This is a genomic window from Flavobacterium sp. 9, assembly GCF_002754195.1.
Lineage (GTDB): Bacteria > Bacteroidota > Bacteroidia > Flavobacteriales > Flavobacteriaceae > Flavobacterium.
Genome location: NZ_PEEU01000001.1, coordinates 2907032 through 2926018, shown reverse-complemented (window position 1 = coordinate 2926018; position 18987 = coordinate 2907032). Strand labels below are relative to the sequence as shown.

Here is an 18987-nt window from a genome sequence, read left to right as displayed (position 1 = left end):
AAATAGTTATATGGCCACCAAGAAAAACAACCAACCTAATAGTAATAAGGATATTAACTACTATAAAAAGAAATTCTGGAGAATTTTTGCATATACCTTATTGGGTATTTTAGCCTTCTTTTTATTTGCATCATGGGGATTATTTGGATCAATGCCTTCTTTTGAAGACTTAGAAAATCCAGATTCCAATTTAGCTACAGAAATTATTTCGTCTGACGGAGTAGTTATTGGTAAATATTTCAAAACCAACAGATCACAGCTTAAGTACTCAGATTTACCAAAAAGTCTGGTAGAAGCTTTGGTTGCCACCGAAGATGCTCGTTTTTACGAACACTCAGGAATCGACGGACGTGGAACTTTAAGAGCTGTTTTTAGTTTAGGAACCAATGGTGGCGCAAGTACATTATCACAACAATTAGCTAAACAATTGTTTCATGGTGAAGGGTCTAAGTTTCTTCCATTCAGGATTGTACAGAAAATAAAAGAGTGGATAATCGCCATTCGTCTGGAAAGACAATATACCAAAAATGAAATTTTGGCAATGTATTGCAACGTTTATGATTTTGGGAACTATTCTGTTGGAGTAAGTTCAGCAGCGCAAACCTATTTTTCTAAAGATCCTAAGGATTTGACCATGGATGAGTCCGCTATTTTAGTGGGAATGTTCAAGAATTCAGGGTTATATAATCCGGTTCGTAATCCAGAAGGAGTAAAAAATCGTCGTAATGTAGTACTTTCTCAAATGGAGAAAGCAAAGATGATTACAGAATCTGAAAAATTGAGATTACAAGCTTTGCCAATTACGTTGAAATTCAAATTAGAAAGTCACCGCGAAGGAACAGCTACTTATTTCAGAGAATATCTACGTGATTACATGAAAAAATGGGTTTCTGAAAACAAAAAACCAGACGGTTCAGATTATGATATCTACAAAGATGGATTAAAAATTTACACCACAATCGATTCAAGAATGCAATTACATGCGGAGGAAGCGGTTTCTGAGCACATGAAAAATTTACAACAACAATTTTTCATCGAGCAAAAAAACAATAAAAATGCACCTTTCGTAAATATCACGCAGGCAGAAACAGATAAATTGATGATGCAGGCCATGAAAAACTCAACGCGTTGGGCAATCATGAAAGATATGGATAAAAGTGAAGATGATATCATTGCTTCATTCAAAGTAAAAACAAAAATGCGCATATTTACCTGGAAAGGAGAGCGTGACACAACAATGACTCCAATGGATTCCATTCGTTATTTCAAGCACTTCTTGCAATCAGGTTTAATGGCAATGGAGCCTCAAACCGGAAATATAAAAGCGTGGGTTGGAGGAATTAACTATAAGTATTTCCAATACGATCACGTTGGACAAGGAGCGAGACAAGTAGGTTCTACTTTTAAACCATTTGTTTACGCAACTGCAATCGAACAATTGAATATGTCGCCTTGTGATTCTATTCTTGACGGACCATTTATGATTCACAAAGGACGTCACAACGTTACAGCAGATTGGGAACCAAGAAACTCTGACAACAGATACCGCGGAATGGTAACTTTAAAACAAGGTCTTGCAAATTCGATCAATACAGTTTCGGCTAAATTAATCGATCGTGTTGGTCCTGAAGCTGTTGTGGAATTAACGCATAAATTAGGTGTTAAAACCGAAATTCCTGCTCAGCCTTCAATCGCATTAGGAGCTGTAGATATTACCGTTGAAGATATGGTTGCAGCATATAGTACATTTGCAAATCAAGGAGTTTATGTTAAGCCACAGTTTTTAACTCGTATAGAAAACAAAAGCGGAGAGGTTATTTATGAGCCAATTCCGGAATCTCATGACGTTTTGAATAAAGATATAGCTTTTGCCGTAATTAAGTTATTAGAAGGAGTTACAGAAACTGGTTCAGGTGCTCGTTTAAGAACTGAAGGAGGAGGAAGTGGAGACAACCGTTGGACAGGATATCCATATGTGTTTAGAAATCCAATTGCAGGAAAAACAGGAACAACGCAAAATCAATCAGATGGTTGGTTTATGGGAATGGTTCCGAACTTAGTAACAGGTGTTTGGGTTGGTTGTGAAGACCGTTCGGCACGTTTCAAGAGTTTAACTTACGGACAAGGAGCTACAGCAGCATTGCCAATTTGGGGTTATTTCATGAAACTTTGTTATGCAGATCCAGGACTTCAGGTTTCTAAGTCAGAATTTGAAAGACCTGCAAATCTTTCGATAAAAGTAGATTGCTATAGCAGACCAGCAGTAGTAAAAGATACAACTCAAACAGAACAAAATACAGACGAATTCGAACTGTAACTTAAAGTTCATGTTTTAAATATAATTATCCTTTTGTGATCTTCTGAAATTCGGAAGAATACAAAAGGATTTTTTTTTGGAAATTCATGATGATTTTAAAAATTGAAATTACATAAACAGATATAACCGCAAAGAACGGTAAGATTTACGCAAGGTTCGCACAGTTTGAATTTTATAAAATAGCTTTGCGAACCTTGCGGTTTTATCTTTGTGAACTTTGCGGTTAAAAACTAGATTTATTTTTACGAAATCGTTATAATTTAATCTAAAAATCTTATTTTTATCAAAAATATACAGTAATAAAGACAGTTTGTTATGATTACAAAAAAAGTAAATAACGTTCAGGACGCTATAGAAGGAATCGAAAGCGGAATGACCATCATGTTTGGTGGTTTTGGTTTATGCGGAATTCCTGAAAATACCATTGCAGCATTAGTAAATACTTCAATTTCAGATTTAACCTGTATTTCAAATAATGCGGGAGTTGATGATTTTGGTTTAGGATTGCTTTTGCAGAAAAAACAAGTCAAAAAAATGATTTCGTCTTATGTTGGCGAAAACGCCGAATTCGAGCGTCAAATGCTTTCGGGTGAACTTGAGGTCGAATTAACTCCACAAGGAACCTTAGCGGAGCGCTGTCGTGCTGCACAAGCCGGAATTCCAGCTTTCTTCACACCTGCAGGTTATGGAACAGAAGTTGCAGAAGGAAAAGAAGTTCGTGAATTCAACGGAAAGATGCATATCATGGAACAAGCCTTCAAAGCGGAGTTTGCCATTGTAAAAGCATGGAAAGGTGACGAAGCCGGAAATCTTATCTTTAAAGGGACGGCAAGAAATTTTAACGCATGTATGGCAGGCGCTGCAAAAATCACAATTGCCGAAGTTGAAGAATTGGTTCCGGTTGGAACATTAGATCCAAATCAAATACATATTCCGGGAATTATGGTACAACGTATTTTTCAAGGAGAAAAATTTGAGAAGAGAATCGAGCAAAGAACCGTAAGACAGAGGGTTTAATTAGATAATGAGATAATTTGTCAATTAGATAATGAAGCAATTGTTTAGATTGTGCATATTGTTCAATTTTATCATTGAAATCTTTTGTAAAATTGATTATTAAATACAAAAGCAACGATGTTGCGTTAAAATATTTGTTTTTATAAAAATAATTGTAAATCAATTTATTATAATGTATTATATAAAGTGAAATATTACGTAATTTCAAATTGGTTAATTTGAATGTTTTTCAAGATAAAAATAATTTATTGCGATTTGATAATTAAGTTATTATAATCAATTACATAAAGTAAAGAATTATCTAATTTTCTCATTGACACATTTTCTAATTAAATAAGAACCTTAAAAACCATACTAAATGAAGAGATTCTCTGTAATTCTGTTTTCGTTTCTGTCTTTTCAGATGTTTGCTCAAACAACAAATGAACTTCGGCAACAATTGAATCAGATTATTGCAAGTAAAAATGCGACAGTCGGAATATCTATAAAAAGCATTGAAGATAAAGATACTTTAAGTATTAACGGAAACTTAAAAGCTCCTTTGATGAGTGTTTTTAAATTTCATATTGCGTTGGCTGTTTTGAATTTGGTTGATGAAGGCAAGCTTTCATTGACACAGGAGATTTTCGTTAAAAAGAGAGATTTGCATGAAGATACCTGGAGTCCGATGAAGGAAGATTATCCGGATGGAAATGTGAAGTTGACTTTGGATAAAATATTGAGATATACCGTTTCACATAGCGATAATAACGGATGTGATATACTTATTGATTTAGTTGGCGGCACAAAAGTGGTGCAGAAATTTATCAATAAGCAAGGAATAAAAGACTTCGTTATTAAAGTCAACGAAGAACAAATGAAAAACTGGAAGAATCTTTATATCAATACAACGACTCCGTTGGCGGCAACTCAGTTATTAGAAAAATTCTATAAAGGAGAAATTCTAAAAGAAGCCACAACAAAGTATTTGTATCAGATAATGGTAGAAACTTCAAGAGGACTTACGTGGTTGAAAGCGGGACTTCCAGAAAATACTGAATTAGCCCACAGAACAGGAATTTCGGGAACAAATGACGCTAATTTAAGAGTTGCAATGAACGATATCGGAATTGTAAAACTCCCAAACGGAAAACATTTTATAATTTCTGTGTTTTTAAAAAACATCACAGAAAGCAAAGAAGATACAGAGAAGATAATTGCTGATATAGCGAGAGCGACTTGGAATTATTTCACTAAAAATGAAAAAACGAATTAGATAATTAGAAAATGTGATAATTAGATAATTAATTGGATTGCGTCACAAAAGACATTATCTAATTATCTAATTTCCTCATTAACAAATTAAATAAAGATATGTTAACAAAAGAAGATATTGCAAAACGAATTGCAAAAGAAGTAAAAGATAGATATTTCGTGAATCTTGGAATTGGGATTCCGACGTTGGTTGCCAATTATGTGAGAGAAGATATTGCGGTTGAATTTCAAAGTGAAAACGGTGTTCTGGGAATGGGACCATTTCCTTTTGCCGGAGAAGAAGACGCCGATATTATCAACGCTGGAAAACAAACCATTACAACATTGCCGGGAGCGAGTTTCTTTGATTCTGCTTTTAGTTTTGGAATGATTCGCAGTCAAAAAGTAGATTTAACTATTCTGGGAGCAATGGAAGTTTCAGAAAATGGTGATATTGCAAACTGGAAGATTCCGGGAAAAATGGTAAAAGGAATGGGAGGCGCTATGGATTTAGTGGCTTCCGCCGAAAATATTATCGTTGCAATGATGCACGTAAATAAATCAGGCGAATCTAAAATACTAAAAAAGTGTACTTTGCCATTAACAGGCGTAGGTTGCGTAAAAAAGGTTGTAACGGAGCTTGCGGTTTTGGAAGTGACTGAGAAAGGTTTTAAACTTTTAGAACGAGCGCCAGGTATTTCTGTTGAGCATATTATTGCATCAACAGAAGCTGAATTAATTATTGAAGGTGATATTCCGGAAATGGATATTAGATAAAGTTTTATTTCTTACAAAAATTCGCGAAGACCAGCTTTTAAAAGGCTGGTCTTTTTTTGTAAGAAAAAATTAAAAAATGAAGAAGTTCTTTTTCCCAGTAAAATTGGGATCTCCGCGGTTTTTTACCGTATAATATATTATAAATCAATAGAATAATCAATTTTAAGCCTTTCTTTTTGTGAAATCTTCATGGTTTGTTAAATAAATGTGAATTTTAGGTAAAAGATGTTGTATTTTATCGATTAAAGGTAAATTTCATCGATTATCTAACAGAAATAAAATACTTTTATCTCGAAATAAAGTATTTACTTACATTAAATATTTTGTTTGTAATCCATTTAACCAAACTAAAATACCACATTTATTATGGAAAGAAAATTACCAAAAATTATGGCCGGAACAGTTGTTATTCTTACATTTTCGCTATCAGGATTTGCACAGAATACCGACAAAAGAGTAAGTCAGAAAAGTGTGTCTGAAAACGGACAGCCAAGTTTAATCACATTTAGTGAAAAATCCAGTTACAAGGAAACAGATTATAATACTGTTTTCAAGGAACAATTAGGATTAAAAGAGAATCAGTCTTTTTCTAAGGTTAAAAAAGAATCAGACAAAGAAGGTTTTACGCATGAAAAGTTTCAATTGTATGAACAAGGAGTTAAAGTAGAATTTGCGAATTATACGATTCACTCCAAAGGCGGAAAAGTAGTTTCGATGAATGGAGAGTTTTATGCACTCGAAAATGTCAAAACAACGCCAAAATTGTCAAGTCAGGCAGCTTTTGACAAAGCGATTGCCTACACAGGAGCAAAACAGTATTTATGGGAAACTCCTGCAGATGCTGCCGCAATGGACTATAAAAAACCAAAAGGTGAACTTGTTTTACTTCCGTCAATGGATGACCAGGGAAAGGAAAGAAAAACCGATAAAGTTCGCTTAGCCTATAAGTTTGATATTTATGCCACAAAACCATTGAGTCGTGGAGATCTTTATATCGATGCTCAAACCGGAGAAGCTTTGTTTTATAATGCAACAATAAAACATTTGGGCGAAAATAGCCATGGAAGATTTATTTCGGCTGCAGCCAAAGAACAAAACAAAAACGCTACTTCAAAAATGGCAATTGTTGCTGCAAATGCTGCGACTCGTTATAGCGGAACTCAAACTATCCAGACAACTTTAAGCGGATCTTCGTATATTTTATCTGATGGTACTCGCGGAAATGGAGTTCAAACTTACAATTCGGCAAAAACAGCGACTTATCCAACAACAAACTTTACGGATGCAGATAATAACTGGACAGCAGCAGAGTATAATAATACAAACAAAGATAATGGAGCGCTTGATGCACATTGGGGAGCTGAAATGACTTATGATTATTGGTCAGCTGTACACGGAAGAAACAGTTATGACAATGCCGGAGCAAAAATCAAAAGTTATGTGCATTATAACTTAGTGGCAGCAGGATATCCGGATAATAATAACGCATTCTGGAACGGAAGTGTTATGACTTACGGTGACGGAACAGGAACAGGAGGATTTGATATCTTAACAGCACTTGATGTTGCGGGTCACGAAATTGGTCATGCGGTTTGTACATATACTGCAAATTTGGCTTATCAAAAAGAATCCGGAGCGATGAACGAAGCATTCTCTGATATTTGGGGAGCTTGTATCGAATATCGCGCTGCGCCAACAAAATCGACTTGGTTAGTAGGGGAAGATATCGAAAGAAGAAGCGGGCATTTAGCTTTACGTTCAATGAGCGATCCAAATTCTGAAGGACAGCCGGACACTTATGGCGGAACTTATTGGGTAAACGTAAACTGTACACCAACAAATAACAATGACCAATGTGGTGTTCATACCAACTCTGGCGTATTAAATCACTGGTTTTATATTTTGTCTGTAGGTAAATCAGGAACAAATGATATTGGAAACGCGTATAACGTAACAGGAATCACAATTGACAAAGCAGCAAAAATTGCTTTCCGTTTAGAAAGTGTGTATTTAACTTCGAACTCTACTTATGCAAATGCAAGAACTTCAGGAATCCAATCGGCTATTGACTTGTACGGTGCAGGTTCTGCAGAAGTTATCGCAACAACAAATGCATTTTATGCAGTAGGAGTTGGAGCTGCATATTCAGGATCTACAGATACAGTTGCTCCAAGTGCTCCAACAGCTCTTGCTGCAGCTGGAACAACAGGATCAAGTACTAATTTGACTTGGACAGCTTCTACAGATAATGTAGCTGTAACCGGATATGATATTTACCAAGGAGCAACTCTAAAAGGTTCTTCTACAACAACAAGTTATACCGTAACGGGATTAACAGCTTTGACAGCTTATACTTTTACAGTTAAAGCCAAAGATGCCGCAGGAAATGTTTCAGCAGCAAGTAATGCTGTAAATGTTACAACAACTGCTGCTTCAGTTACTTATTGTACATCAAAAGGAAATAGTGCTACAGACGAGAGAATCTCTAAAGTTGTTTTTGGAACTATCAATAAAACTTCTACAGCAACAACTGGATATGAAGATTTTACAGCTACTTCTACAAATGCAGCAAGAGGAACTGCATATACAATAACAATTACGCCAACATGGACTTCATCTGTTTACAGCGAAGGATATGCTGTTTTTATTGACTACAATCAAGATGGTGATTTTTCAGATTCAGGCGAAACTGTTTATACAAAAGCAGCTTCAACAGCTTCAACAGCAACAGGATCAATTACGATTCCTGCAACTGCAACTCTTGGAACAACAAGACTTAGAGTTTCGATGAAATACAATGCAATTCCAACATCTTGTGAATCTTTCTCTTATGGCCAAGTAGAAGATTATACTATAAACATAACTGCTTCAGGCGCAATTGCAAGTGAAGATATTGCTGCAGGATTAGTGGAAACAGTTGAAACTTCAAGTTTTGCTTTATATCCAAATCCGGTTGGAGGTGAATTGAATGTTTCGTTTGCAAATAGCGAAGGTTATTCATTTAGAATCATAAATACATTAGGTCAGCAATTAAAAACTGGTCAACTTTCTGGAAATCTTGTTGATGTAAGCAACTTGAGTACTGGGATTTATATCATCGAATTGAATAAAGGTGACAAAAGAATCGTTAAGAAATTTGTTAAGAAGTAATTAGATTGAAATTAGTAAAAATGAAGAGCCTCGCAATTTGCGAGGCTTTTTTATGAAGTTATAATCTCGCAAAGACACGAAGTCACAAAGGTTTTTTATTTAAAGTCAATGATTAGTCGTCTAGTTTGTCATTTCGAGGAACGAGAAATCACACTAGTAAATCTACAAAGATTGGCGTCGACTATTGCGGAGTTTCTTGTGTGATTTCTCCCTCCGGTCGAAATGACAAAACCTTTGAGACTTCGCGTCTTTGCGAGAAATTTACTAGCGAACTTCTACAAAGTAAATTGTTGAAAGGAACGCGGATGATGCAGATTCGCTTTGCGAAAACGCAGATTTACACAGATTTTTTCTTAGTTTATGATGCTATTAAAAACAAAAACCGCCCATTAAGGCGGTTTCGTCATATATGAAAAACTTTGCGTCTCTGCGACTTTGCGAGAAATTTACCAGCGAACTTAGCGTATAACTTTGCGCGCTTTGCGGTTAAATATTATAGTGTAAAACTCATACGTCCAAAGTAATAAGCTCCGGTAGTTCCCATTTGAACCGGCGCATATTTAAATACTCCGTAGTAGCTGTTTTCGTAAATTTGTTTGTCCGGGAAAATATCAAATAAGTTATTTGCTCCCAAAGCAATCTGAATTTTTGGAGTTAATTTATAAGCAACAGTTAAATCAGTAACCACTTTTCCGTTATGTTTCTGGATTCCTCCAAAAGGGAAACCATCACGAATTACTTCGCCGAAATAAGTGTTTCTCAATAAGAAATTCCATTTCGTTAAACTATAATTAATTGCGAAAGTACCTTTATGTTTAGGCGTATTCGATTCGATCAAACTTCTTTCCTGCGGACCATAATACACATCTTCCTGACCAATAAACAAAGGCGGAATATTATTCAATTTATCATCAACTTTGTTATCATTGTAGTTGTACAATAGCGAAAGATTCATTTTTCCCGGACCAACATTCAAGTCATAATCAATAACAACATCGACTCCGTTTGTAGTTGTGTTGATTGCATTCGTAAAGAAGCGACCCGTTTGAGCGCCATATTGAGCAAACAAATCACGAAGCGCCGGAACAGGTTCTCCGTAAGCATCATTTCCTAAATTTCCTGTAAGGATAATTCTGTTGTCAATTCTAATATGGTAATAATCAGCCGTGATATGTAATTTTTTTGTTGGAGAAAAAACAATACCAAAACTATAGTTCCTTGAAGTCTCCTCTTTCAATTTAGGAATTCCCAGTTCTTTAGCAACTTGGCTGTCATTTCTAAAAATACCTGAATTTAGGAGTTGTCCGTCAACAACATCTGTTGCGATGTTATTGAAGAATTGTTGGTGTAAAGATGGTGCTCTAAAACCTGTACTAATAGCGCCACGAACAAAAAGATTGTCTAAGATTTTATATCTCGCAGATAATTTTCCGTTAATAGTATTTCCAAAATCAGTAAAATCTTCGTAGCGACCTGCAATCCCAATTAATAATTTCTCGGTAACGTCAGCTTCAACATCAGCATAAACGCCAACGCTGTTTCTGTTTTCGTTTACAGCATTCAAAGGAGAAAATCCAGGGAATGATTGCGCTCCGCCGTCAATATATGAAGCTTCTTCGCCTGGAACAATTTTGTATTTTTCAAAACGATATTCACCACCAAAAGCAACATTCAAACCATGAAAAACATCTTTATACAATCGAGAAATATCGGCATTAACTGTGTTTTGCAAAAACGAGTGATTTCCGGCCTTAAAATCTGTTGGACTATTGTCACCTAAGGAAACGTTGTTTGTGTTCGATACATCGTAAATAAACTTGTTTTCACCAATAGTATTACTCACGTCCAGTTTCCATTCTCCAAACTTAAATTTAAAACCTACAGAAGACGAAAGATCCGTTACAACAGAATTTAGTTCCGGTTGAAATCCGAAAGGGAAAATAGAAGTAACAACATTTTCAGTTTCGCTTGGTAAACGTCTAAAACCGTAACCCGTTCCGTTTCTGTGACTCACGCCGCCAAAAGCATAAAATTCGATTTGATCGTTTAACGGAATAGAAGTATTAAAGAATCCCTGAATGTTTTTGATTTTTGCATCTCCAATCTGAAAATTGAAATCATCACGTTTCAACCCGTTTTGAGCTAATAAATCATCATCAATTTGACGAGATTGCGCCGGATTTTCAGCAAAATCATAAGCAAAGAAATTTCCTTGTGCCGATTGATCAAAGATAATCAGGTTGTTATTTTGAGAACGATTTGTCTTTTCACGATTATTAAATTCTCCGGTTAAGTTGATAAAACCACCTTTATTTCCAATTTTCGCTCCGTAGTTTAAGTTCACATTTGTAGTCTGGCCATCATCTCGAGATGTTGAACCATAAGTTGCGTTCACTTCAAGACCCGCGTTATCTTTTAAAACCAAATTGATTACACCCGCAATCGCATCAGAACCATATTGAGCTGCCGCACCATCGCGCAAAACTTCAATACGTTTTATTGACGAAGCCGGAATCGCACTTAAATCTGTACCAACAGAACCGTTTCCAACCGTATTTTGATAATTTACCAATGAAGTAGTATGTCTTCTTTTTCCATTTACCAAAACCAAAACCTGATCAGGACCTAAACCTCTCAAAGAAGCCGGATCAATATGTTCCGTTCCATCCGATGAAGATTGTCTGTTTGAATTAAAAGACGGAATCATATACGTCAAAATATCGTTTGTAGTAGTCTGTGGCGTTATATTTCTGATTTTAGCCAAGTTCACAACATCAACAGGAACTGCAGTTTCAAGTTTACTTTTCTTAGGATTTCTACTTCCTACAACTACAATTTCGTCAAGACTATTGTTTTCCAAAGCCAATTGTACATCAACAAAATGATCTTTTGCCACCAATTCTTTCGTTTGATAGCCAAATAGCGATACGATAAGCGTAGGGTTATTTGTTGCAGCAGTTACAGTAAATTTTCCTAAAGCATCGGTTGTCGTATTAGTTTGAGTTCCTTTGATAAGAACAGTCGCAAATTCCAACGGATTTCCGCTTTCATTTGTAATTGTTCCTTTTATCTCGTGATTTTGTGCAAAAAACAAAGTACTCGATAGAGTGAGAATTGCGGTTAGCACAATTTGTAATTTTTTTCTCATTGGTGAATTTGGTTTTGAATATGATGTAATGATTCTTCTTCAAATGGAAGAAATGAAAAGTAATTGTCTAGTATTTATATAGACTTATGAATAAAATGCAAATGTAATTGTAAATAATTAAAATCGATTTATAAAATGATGTTTTTTATAAGTTCAACGTGTCAATTTTCAAGTTTTATGAAATATCTTTGCTGAAAATTTAAAAAGAGAAAAAATGAAATTACGATTATTACTTTTTTTGTGTGCTATTACATTTAATGGTTTTTCACAAAATAACGTATTGGTTTTTCAATCAGATTTTGGTTTGAAAGATGGAGCAGTATCTGCTATGAAAGGGGTTGCGATGGGAGTTTCAACCGATTTGAAAATATTTGATGTAACTCATGAAATCCCTGCATTTAATATTTGGGAAGCAGCATATCGTTTGTCTCAAACGGCACAATATTATCCTGCAGGAACTGTTTTTGTTTCAGTTTGTGATCCGGGAGTTGGTACTTCAAGACATTCAGTTGTTTTATTGACCAAATCAGGACACTATTTTGTAACGCCGGATAACGGAACTTTAACTTTGATCGCAGAACAATTAGGGATTCAGGAAGTTCGTGAAATTGACGAAGTAAAAAACCGTCGTCAGAATTCAAATGAATCTTATACATTTCACGGTCGCGATGTGTACGCTTTTACCGGAGCACGTTTAGCATCAAAAACAATTACGTTTGAAGAAGTTGGACCAAAATTACCAAACGAAGTAGTAAAAATCGAATATCAAAAACCGGTTTTCGAAAAAGGAATTATAAAAGGCGGAATTCCAATTTTAGATATTCAATACGGAAACGTTTGGACAAATATTGACAAAAAGACTTTTGCGAATTTAGATTTGAAAGCTGGAGATATCGTTAAAATCCAGATTTTCAAAGGAACTAAAAAGGTTTATGATGGAAAATTAAAATTGGTACACACTTTTGGAGAAGTTCAGGTTGGTACAGATGTTTGTTATTTTAACAGTCTTTTGAATTTTTCATTAGCAGTAAATCAAGGAAGTTTCTCTGAAAAATATAAAATCTACAGCGGAGCAGATTGGAGTATTTTGCTAAGCAAATAATTCACGGATATTTTATACAAAACAAAAACCGCTCATTTGAGCGGTTTTTTTGTTTTGTCAGGTTGAGCGAAGTCGAAGCCCCGTTACAATTGGCAAGCCTTCGACTTCGCTCAGGATGACACTTGAATTCATTAGAATAAAAAAACCGCCAAATCAGGCGGTTTTTATTATTTAAAAAGCTTTGCGTCTCTGCGACTTTGCGAGAAATACATTGCGAACTTTGCGTAAAACTTCGCGCACTTTGCGGTTAAAAACTCTTATAAATTAAAAGAAGCTCCTAAACTAAAAGTAGTTTGATTATTTAAATGATCGAATACATCATTATTACTACCATATTTTGCAATTGGGAATCCAATTTCTGTGAAAACACCAAATCCGTCAGTAAAAAAGTAACGACCACCAACATGTCCACCAAAATTGTGTAATCCTAAACTTAAACCAGGATATACATCTAGTTGTTCAACACCAATAACGCTGCTTAAATTTGCATTAATTCTTGCTTTAGCATCAAAACGATCGCTGAAATCTGGTTTTTTATCAGTGTATGGAGTTGGGTTATTGTGGTAAAAACCATTAAAATTATCAACGCCTAATAAATAATTAGCAACAAAACCAAAAGAGAAATTTTCTCCTAAACCAAAATCAACTGATCCTTGAATTCCTGAACCACCATCTTGAAGATTCGCCCCTACGTTAACTTTAATATCGCCTTTTCCTTTAAAAGCTTGTTGCGCTTGTGTAATTCCAAATGATACTAAAAACAAAAGTGTGATGATCTTTTTCATAAAACTTAAATATTAATTATTTTTTTTAAAGTGCAAAAATAGCCTTTTATAGATTAATTCCTACCTTTTTCGTCGAAATACAATTCATTTAACGGATCGCTTTGATAGAACTCTTTGGTTTCGACATTCATCATTGTTAGCGGACCCTTAAAAGCCGCGCCGGTATCTACATTCCAGACATTGGCTTTTTGAACAGGAACGGTTTCACCAATTCGGGTTACAGGCGTATGTCCAATAAAGATTTCTTTGTATAAAGTAAAGCGTTTAGGATAAAATAAGTCGCCTTCTTTAAGATTTGGATCTAATGAAAGTGCCGTTTCCCACAATGTTCTGTCCCAAAAGAATAATTTAGGGAAATATTCATACGTTATACCATTCACGTTTGTAAAACCTGCGTGTACATACAAACGGTTTTCTTCGTCCAGATAGTAATCTTCCAGTGATTCTAAAAATGCAATATGAATTTTGATTGTTTCGGGAGTTACTTTTTCGTAAGCCTTTACAGTTGCTTCACCACCGTGTTTGTACCACGAAGTTTCGTCAATTTCTTCAGTTTCATTTCTAAACCATGACAGTAGTAAATCATCATGATTTCCTTTAATGCAAATACAATTTTGTTTGCTTTTTAAGTCAATCAGAAAATCAATTACTTGTGGCGACTGGCTCCATCCATCAACATAATCGCCTAAGAATATCAAAGTATCCTGGGTAGTAATTTCGGCTCTTTTCATCACTTGTTCAAGCGCTAGTAATCCGCCGTGTATGTCGCCTATAACAAATGTTCGCATTTTATATTATTTCGTGTAGAAGTACAAAAATAAAGAAAATGATTTGTTTGAGATCATTAAGTTGAGAATCTTTAAAAATTGATACGATTTATAACTATTAACAGCATTCTTATTAATGCTTTACTATTTAAATTTGCATAATGTCAGATGCGCCAACATATCGAAAAATTATCCATATTGATATGGATGCTTTTTATGCTTCGGTAGAGCAAATGGATAATCCTGCTTTGCGCGGAAAACCCGTTGCTGTTGGTGGTTCAGAAAATAGAGGAGTAGTTTCGGCAGCAAGTTATGAAGCAAGAAAATTTGGAGTCCGAAGTGCTATAAGTGGTGTTTTAGCTAAAAAATATTGTCCAGAAATTATCTTTGTTCGCCCAAGATTTGATCGATACAAAGAGATTTCGAATAAAATTCATCAGATTTTTCACGAATATACAGATTTGGTTGAGCCACTTTCGCTTGACGAAGCTTATCTTGATGTAACTCAGAATAAAAAAGGAAATCCAAGTGCCAGTTTGCTTGCGCAGGAAATCAGAATGCGAATTTTGAATGAAGTTGGAATTTCAGCTTCAGCGGGAATTTCGGTAAATAAATTTGTAGCCAAAATTGCTAGTGATTATAACAAACCAAACGGACAAAAAACGGTAAATCCGGATGAAGTCGAGGCTTTTCTGGAAGAATTACCAATCAGGAAGTTTTACGGCGTTGGAAAAGTGACGACGGAAAAAATGTACCAATTGGGAATTTTTACCGGAACAGATTTAAAAAGTAAATCGCTGGAATTTTTGGAGAAACACTTCGGAAAATCTGGAGCTTTTTATTATAAAGTGGTTCGAGGAATCCATAATAGTGAAGTAAAATCAAACCGAATTACCAAATCTGTTGCGGCAGAACATACTTTTGATGTGAATTTATCTTCGGAGATTTTTATGTTGGAACAACTTGATAAAATTGCCGTTTCATTAGAAAGACGACTAAAAAAACACAATATCTCCGGAAAAACTGTAACTCTAAAAATTAAATACAGTGATTTTACACAACAAACAAGAAGCAAAACCTTGCCTTATTTTATCTCAGATAAAAGTCTGATTATAGAAACAGTAGAAGAATTATTGTATCAGGAACGTATGAAAGATTCTGTTCGATTGCTCGGGATTTCGTTAAGTAATCTAAATACCGAAGAAAAAAAGGCGGTTGTTGTACAGCTTAAATTTACCTTTTGATTAAATTAATCTATCGTTAAATCGTGTTTTTTATTGTTTTGTGACGAATTTTCTTTCTATCTTTGAGAGAAAGGTTAAACTAACACGAATCATTTATAATGAAAAGTAATAAATTTGAAGAAGCTTCAAGTCGTCATTCACTGCCAATTATGGCATGGGAATTTCATTGTGAATATTTGAGAGAACTAAAAGCTGTTTTGACTGATTTGAAGAAAATGAAAAAGATTTCGGATCAATTTGCCTGGAATGACGTTAATCTTGATATTAAAGATCGAATTCAGGACGAAGTTGTTTTGGTTACAGACGTAGATCTCAAAATTGTTTTTGCTTCAAATGGACTAAAAAAAATGACGGGTTACAAAGAAGAAGAGGTTCTTGGGAAAACACCTAGAATGTTTCAGGGACCAACAACGTGTAAAACTGCTGTAGAAGAAATGAGAGAAGCAGTTAAATTGCAAATCCCGTTTGAAAAAACAATTCAAAACTACAGAAAAGACGGCCGAGTTTATAAATGTAAAATCAATGCTTCGCCGGTTTTTAATATAAAAGGAAAATTAACGCATTTCATCGCTTTCGAAAAAAATCTAAGCGCGTAGGGTTTAACCGCAAAGTTCGCAAAGTATTTTTTGTTGTTGATTGCGCTTAGTAAACACAAAGTTCGCAAAGCTTGATCAACACAAAGCTTTGCGAACTTTGTGTTTTTATAAAACCATACTTGAAAAAAATCTTTGCGGACTTTGCGGTTAATTTAAGCTTGACAATCAAAGTATATAAACAACAAAACCGCCCAAAAGGCGGTTTCTAATTTATAAAAAGAGGATAAAACTTTGAACCTTTGTCCCTCTGTAACTTTGTTCCTTAAAAGAAAAACTTAGAACCTCAGTAACTTAGTACCTCAGAACCTAAAAATTACAAATTTTCGAAGAAATCATTTCCTTTATCATCAGTAATGATAAAAGCAGGGAAATCTTTAACGGTAATTTTTCTAACAGCTTCCATTCCTAATTCTTCAAAATCAACAACTTCAACTTTTAAGATATTGTCTTGTGCCAAAATTGCTGCAGGACCACCAATAGAACCCAAGTAGAATCCGCCATATTTCTGACATGCATCTGTAACTTGTTTTGTACGGTTTCCTTTTGCAAGCATAATCATACTTCCGCCATGTTTCTGGAATTCATCAACATAAACGTCCATACGTCCGGCAGTTGTAGGTCCAAAACTTCCTGAAGCCATTCCTTCCGGAGTTTTTGCAGGTCCGGCGTAATAAACAGGATGGTTTTTAAAATATTCCGGCATTGGTTTTCCGGCTTCCAATAATTCCATGATTTTTGCGTGAGCAATATCACGAGCAACAATCACAGTTCCGTTTAATTTCAAACGAGTTTTAATTGGATACTGGCTCAATTTAGCCAAAATATCTGCCATTGGCATATCAAGATCAATTTCTACAGGAGCTTCTAAATGTGGAGCCGTTTCCGGTAAAAATTGTTTTGGGTTTATTTCTAATTGCTCAACGAAGATTCCGTCTTTAGTAATTTTTCCTTTGATATTTCTATCAGCAGAACACGAAACCCCCAATCCAACCGGACAAGAAGCTGCATGTCGTGGCAAACGAATTACACGAACATCATGCGTAAAATATTTTCCTCCAAATTGAGCACCAATTGCACTTTCCTGACAGATTTTCTGAACGCGTTGTTCCCATTCGATATCACGAAAAGCCTGACCAGCCATATTTCCCGAAGTTGGTAAATGATCGTAATATCCTGCCGAAGCTTTTTTAACTGCACTTAGATTTGCTTCCGCAGAAGTTCCTCCAATTACTAAAGCTAAATGGTAAGGCGGACAAGCCGAAGTTCCTAAATCTTTGATTTTTGTACGAATGAAAGCATCCATAGATTTATCATTCAATAAAGATTTAGTTTGTTGGTATAAGTATGTTTTATTAGCAGATCCCCCCCCTTTTGCCATAAACAAGAACTCATAAGAAGTTCCTTTTTTAGCATAAATATCAATTTGCGCCGGAAGATTCGAGCCTGAATTTTTTTCTTCAAACATCGAAATCGGAACAATTTGTGAGTAACGTAAATTACGTTTTTGGTACGTATTGAAAATTCCTCTACTCAACCATTCAGCGTCATCAACACCAGTAAAGATGCTTTCTCCTTTTTTTGCCATTACAATCGCCGTTCCTGTATCCTGGCAACTTGGTAATTGACCTTCGGCAGCGACAGAAGCATTTTGAAGCAAATTATAAGCCACAAAACGATCGTTGTCTGTAGCTTCAGGATCGTCAAGAATATTGCGTAGTTTTTGCAAATGTGTCGTTCGCAACATAAACGAAACATCAGTTAAGGCTTCTTCAGCCAGTAATTCTAGTCCTTTTGGATCAACGGTTAAAACTTCACGTTCTCCAAATTGCTCTACTTTTACAAAATCAGAAGTAATTTTGCGGTATTGCGTATCATCCTTTAAAATAGGATAAGGGTCTTGGTATATAAAATCAATCATTGCTTTGTTTTTTACAAAGTTAGAAATTATTTACCTAAGAAAGAATTTGAATAAGGGCTGTTTACGTGTTTATTTTTGATTGTGAAAAGCATCAAAAGACATTTTTTTCTCGAAATAAGTTTTGTCTTTTGCCGAAAGAAGCTGCTTTTTATAACTATTTCCGCTTAAGCGAAAAACAATCGAATCTGAATGTGTAACAGTTCCCATGTTTTCGTCATTATCTTCAGGCTCAAAAGAAACAGTTTTGCAATAGAATGATTCAGGATTGGTTTTCGCCGAAGAATTTTCGAATTCAACCCAGTTTCCCCAACCACTATCAGTCATAGAATCCCATTCATAAACGAGTTGTAAATTGCTGTTTTTCAAATGATACAAATAGTGACTTTGATTATATCCGCAAGCAGGATATCCAAAACTGATTTGAATAAACGGAGAATTTTTGGCTGTAGCCGAAGTCAATCCATAAGAAGCTCCCCATTCTGATCCTTTTTCAATTCCTTTAATCGTAATCTTTGAAGTAGCAGTTTTACTTTTATTCTGATAAAAATCAAGTTGATATTTTCCTGTTACAATACTGTCTTTATCTGCCTTCTGGTCTACAAGATGCGCCAGGATATAACTGTTTTTGGCGTTTTCTTCGCCTTCAGAAATAAAAAGTGTATCCGTTTTTAAGAATTTTGCTTCTTTTGCGATAACTACTTCTGTTTTGGTTTCTGTAGGCTTTATACTTGATATTTGTGATTCAGATTTTGGTTTTTGACAACCAATCAATAGAAATAAAATAAAAAGGGATTGTGGTTTCATGAATGTGGTATTAATTTATTTTGTGTTAAACTGGACTAAAGTCCAGCCTTACAATATGGTTCGTTCCTTCGGAACTTTAACAAATTGTATTCGAATGATGTATGTTTCTCTCATTTTTTACAAAATTTC

General features: G+C 35.1%; 13 protein-coding genes. 8 read left to right on the top strand and 5 right to left on the bottom strand.

Going from position 1 to position 18987, the window contains the following annotated elements; translation table 11 throughout:
* Positions 1-10 precede the first annotated feature (10 nt).
* The 5 genes from CLU81_RS11985 to CLU81_RS11965 all read left to right on the top strand — a co-directional run bounded on the left by CLU81_RS11985 (position 11) and on the right by CLU81_RS11965 (position 8494).
* Positions 11-2317 carry a penicillin-binding protein 1A gene (locus tag CLU81_RS11985; RefSeq protein WP_099710027.1) on the top strand — a complete coding sequence of 769 codons (2307 nt, stop codon included), beginning with the start codon at positions 11-13 and terminating at the stop codon, positions 2315-2317.
* Positions 2318-2632: 315 nt separating this feature from the next.
* A complete protein-coding gene (locus CLU81_RS11980) occupies positions 2633-3334 on the top strand; it encodes a CoA transferase subunit A (protein WP_099710026.1) in 702 nt (233 codons plus the stop codon).
* A 358-nt stretch (positions 3335-3692) separates the two neighbouring features.
* Positions 3693-4589, top strand: a complete 897-nt coding sequence (gene bla, locus CLU81_RS11975) for a class A beta-lactamase, subclass A2 (protein WP_099710025.1) — start codon at positions 3693-3695, stop codon at positions 4587-4589.
* 98 nt (positions 4590-4687) lie between these two features.
* Positions 4688-5344: a CoA transferase subunit B gene (locus CLU81_RS11970; protein WP_099710024.1), complete on the top strand. Its 657-nt coding sequence runs from the start codon at positions 4688-4690 to the stop codon at positions 5342-5344.
* A 366-nt stretch (positions 5345-5710) separates the two neighbouring features.
* The gene (locus CLU81_RS11965; protein ID WP_099710023.1) at positions 5711-8494 is read left to right on the top strand and encodes a M4 family metallopeptidase; all 2784 of its coding nucleotides are present in this window, start codon (positions 5711-5713) and stop codon (positions 8492-8494) included.
* 493 nt (positions 8495-8987) lie between these two features.
* On the opposite strand, the gene CLU81_RS11960 is transcribed toward CLU81_RS11965, so the two are convergent.
* A complete protein-coding gene (locus CLU81_RS11960) occupies positions 8988-11642 on the bottom strand; it encodes a TonB-dependent receptor (RefSeq protein ID WP_099710022.1) in 2655 nt (884 codons plus the stop codon).
* Between the two features lie 214 nt (positions 11643-11856).
* On the opposite strand from CLU81_RS11960, the gene CLU81_RS11955 reads away from it, so the two are divergent.
* Positions 11857-12744: an S-adenosyl-l-methionine hydroxide adenosyltransferase family protein gene (locus CLU81_RS11955; protein ID WP_099710021.1), complete on the top strand. Its 888-nt coding sequence runs from the start codon at positions 11857-11859 to the stop codon at positions 12742-12744.
* Positions 12745-13001: 257 nt separating this feature from the next.
* On the opposite strand, the gene CLU81_RS11950 is transcribed toward CLU81_RS11955, so the two are convergent.
* Both CLU81_RS11950 and CLU81_RS11945 read right to left on the bottom strand, forming a co-directional pair.
* A complete protein-coding gene (locus tag CLU81_RS11950; protein WP_099710020.1) occupies positions 13002-13529 on the bottom strand; it encodes a DUF6646 family protein in 528 nt (175 codons plus the stop codon).
* Between the two features lie 53 nt (positions 13530-13582).
* Complete coding sequence (locus tag CLU81_RS11945) at positions 13583-14317, bottom strand: metallophosphoesterase family protein (protein ID WP_099710019.1); 735 nt, start codon at positions 14315-14317, stop codon at positions 13583-13585.
* 140 nt (positions 14318-14457) lie between these two features.
* Here CLU81_RS11945 and dinB point away from each other — a divergent pair, with 140 nt between their 5' ends.
* Together dinB and CLU81_RS11935 are read left to right on the top strand one after the other, a co-directional pair.
* Positions 14458-15540, top strand: a complete 1083-nt coding sequence (gene dinB, locus CLU81_RS11940) for a DNA polymerase IV (RefSeq protein ID WP_099710018.1) — start codon at positions 14458-14460, stop codon at positions 15538-15540.
* A 98-nt stretch (positions 15541-15638) separates the two neighbouring features.
* A complete protein-coding gene (locus CLU81_RS11935; protein ID WP_099710017.1) occupies positions 15639-16136 on the top strand; it encodes a PAS domain-containing protein in 498 nt (165 codons plus the stop codon).
* Between the two features lie 313 nt (positions 16137-16449).
* On the opposite strand, the gene CLU81_RS11930 is transcribed toward CLU81_RS11935, so the two are convergent.
* Positions 16450-18054 carry a fumarate hydratase gene (locus CLU81_RS11930; RefSeq protein WP_099710016.1) on the bottom strand — a complete coding sequence of 535 codons (1605 nt, stop codon included), beginning with the start codon at positions 18052-18054 and terminating at the stop codon, positions 16450-16452.
* Between the two features lie 69 nt (positions 18055-18123).
* Positions 18124-18858 (bottom strand): hypothetical protein, encoded by a 735-nt coding sequence (locus CLU81_RS11925; protein ID WP_099710015.1) that lies wholly within the window; start codon positions 18856-18858, stop codon positions 18124-18126.
* Between the last annotated feature and the right edge of the window lie 129 nt (positions 18859-18987).

Coding starts and splice junctions, on each gene's coding strand:
- CLU81_RS11985 (WP_099710027.1), top strand. CDS start 11: ATGGCCACCAAGAAAAACAACCAACCTAATAGTAATAAGGATATTAAC.
- CLU81_RS11980 (WP_099710026.1), top strand. CDS start 2,633: ATGATTACAAAAAAAGTAAATAACGTTCAGGACGCTATAGAAGGAATC.
- bla (WP_099710025.1), top strand. CDS start 3,693: ATGAAGAGATTCTCTGTAATTCTGTTTTCGTTTCTGTCTTTTCAGATG.
- CLU81_RS11970 (WP_099710024.1), top strand. CDS start 4,688: ATGTTAACAAAAGAAGATATTGCAAAACGAATTGCAAAAGAAGTAAAA.
- CLU81_RS11965 (WP_099710023.1), top strand. CDS start 5,711: ATGGAAAGAAAATTACCAAAAATTATGGCCGGAACAGTTGTTATTCTT.
- CLU81_RS11960 (WP_099710022.1), bottom strand. CDS start 11,642: ATGAGAAAAAAATTACAAATTGTGCTAACCGCAATTCTCACTCTATCG.
- CLU81_RS11955 (WP_099710021.1), top strand. CDS start 11,857: ATGAAATTACGATTATTACTTTTTTTGTGTGCTATTACATTTAATGGT.
- CLU81_RS11950 (WP_099710020.1), bottom strand. CDS start 13,529: ATGAAAAAGATCATCACACTTTTGTTTTTAGTATCATTTGGAATTACA.
- CLU81_RS11945 (WP_099710019.1), bottom strand. CDS start 14,317: ATGCGAACATTTGTTATAGGCGACATACACGGCGGATTACTAGCGCTT.
- dinB (WP_099710018.1), top strand. CDS start 14,458: ATGTCAGATGCGCCAACATATCGAAAAATTATCCATATTGATATGGAT.
- CLU81_RS11935 (WP_099710017.1), top strand. CDS start 15,639: ATGAAAAGTAATAAATTTGAAGAAGCTTCAAGTCGTCATTCACTGCCA.
- CLU81_RS11930 (WP_099710016.1), bottom strand. CDS start 18,054: ATGATTGATTTTATATACCAAGACCCTTATCCTATTTTAAAGGATGAT.
- CLU81_RS11925 (WP_099710015.1), bottom strand. CDS start 18,858: ATGAAACCACAATCCCTTTTTATTTTATTTCTATTGATTGGTTGTCAA.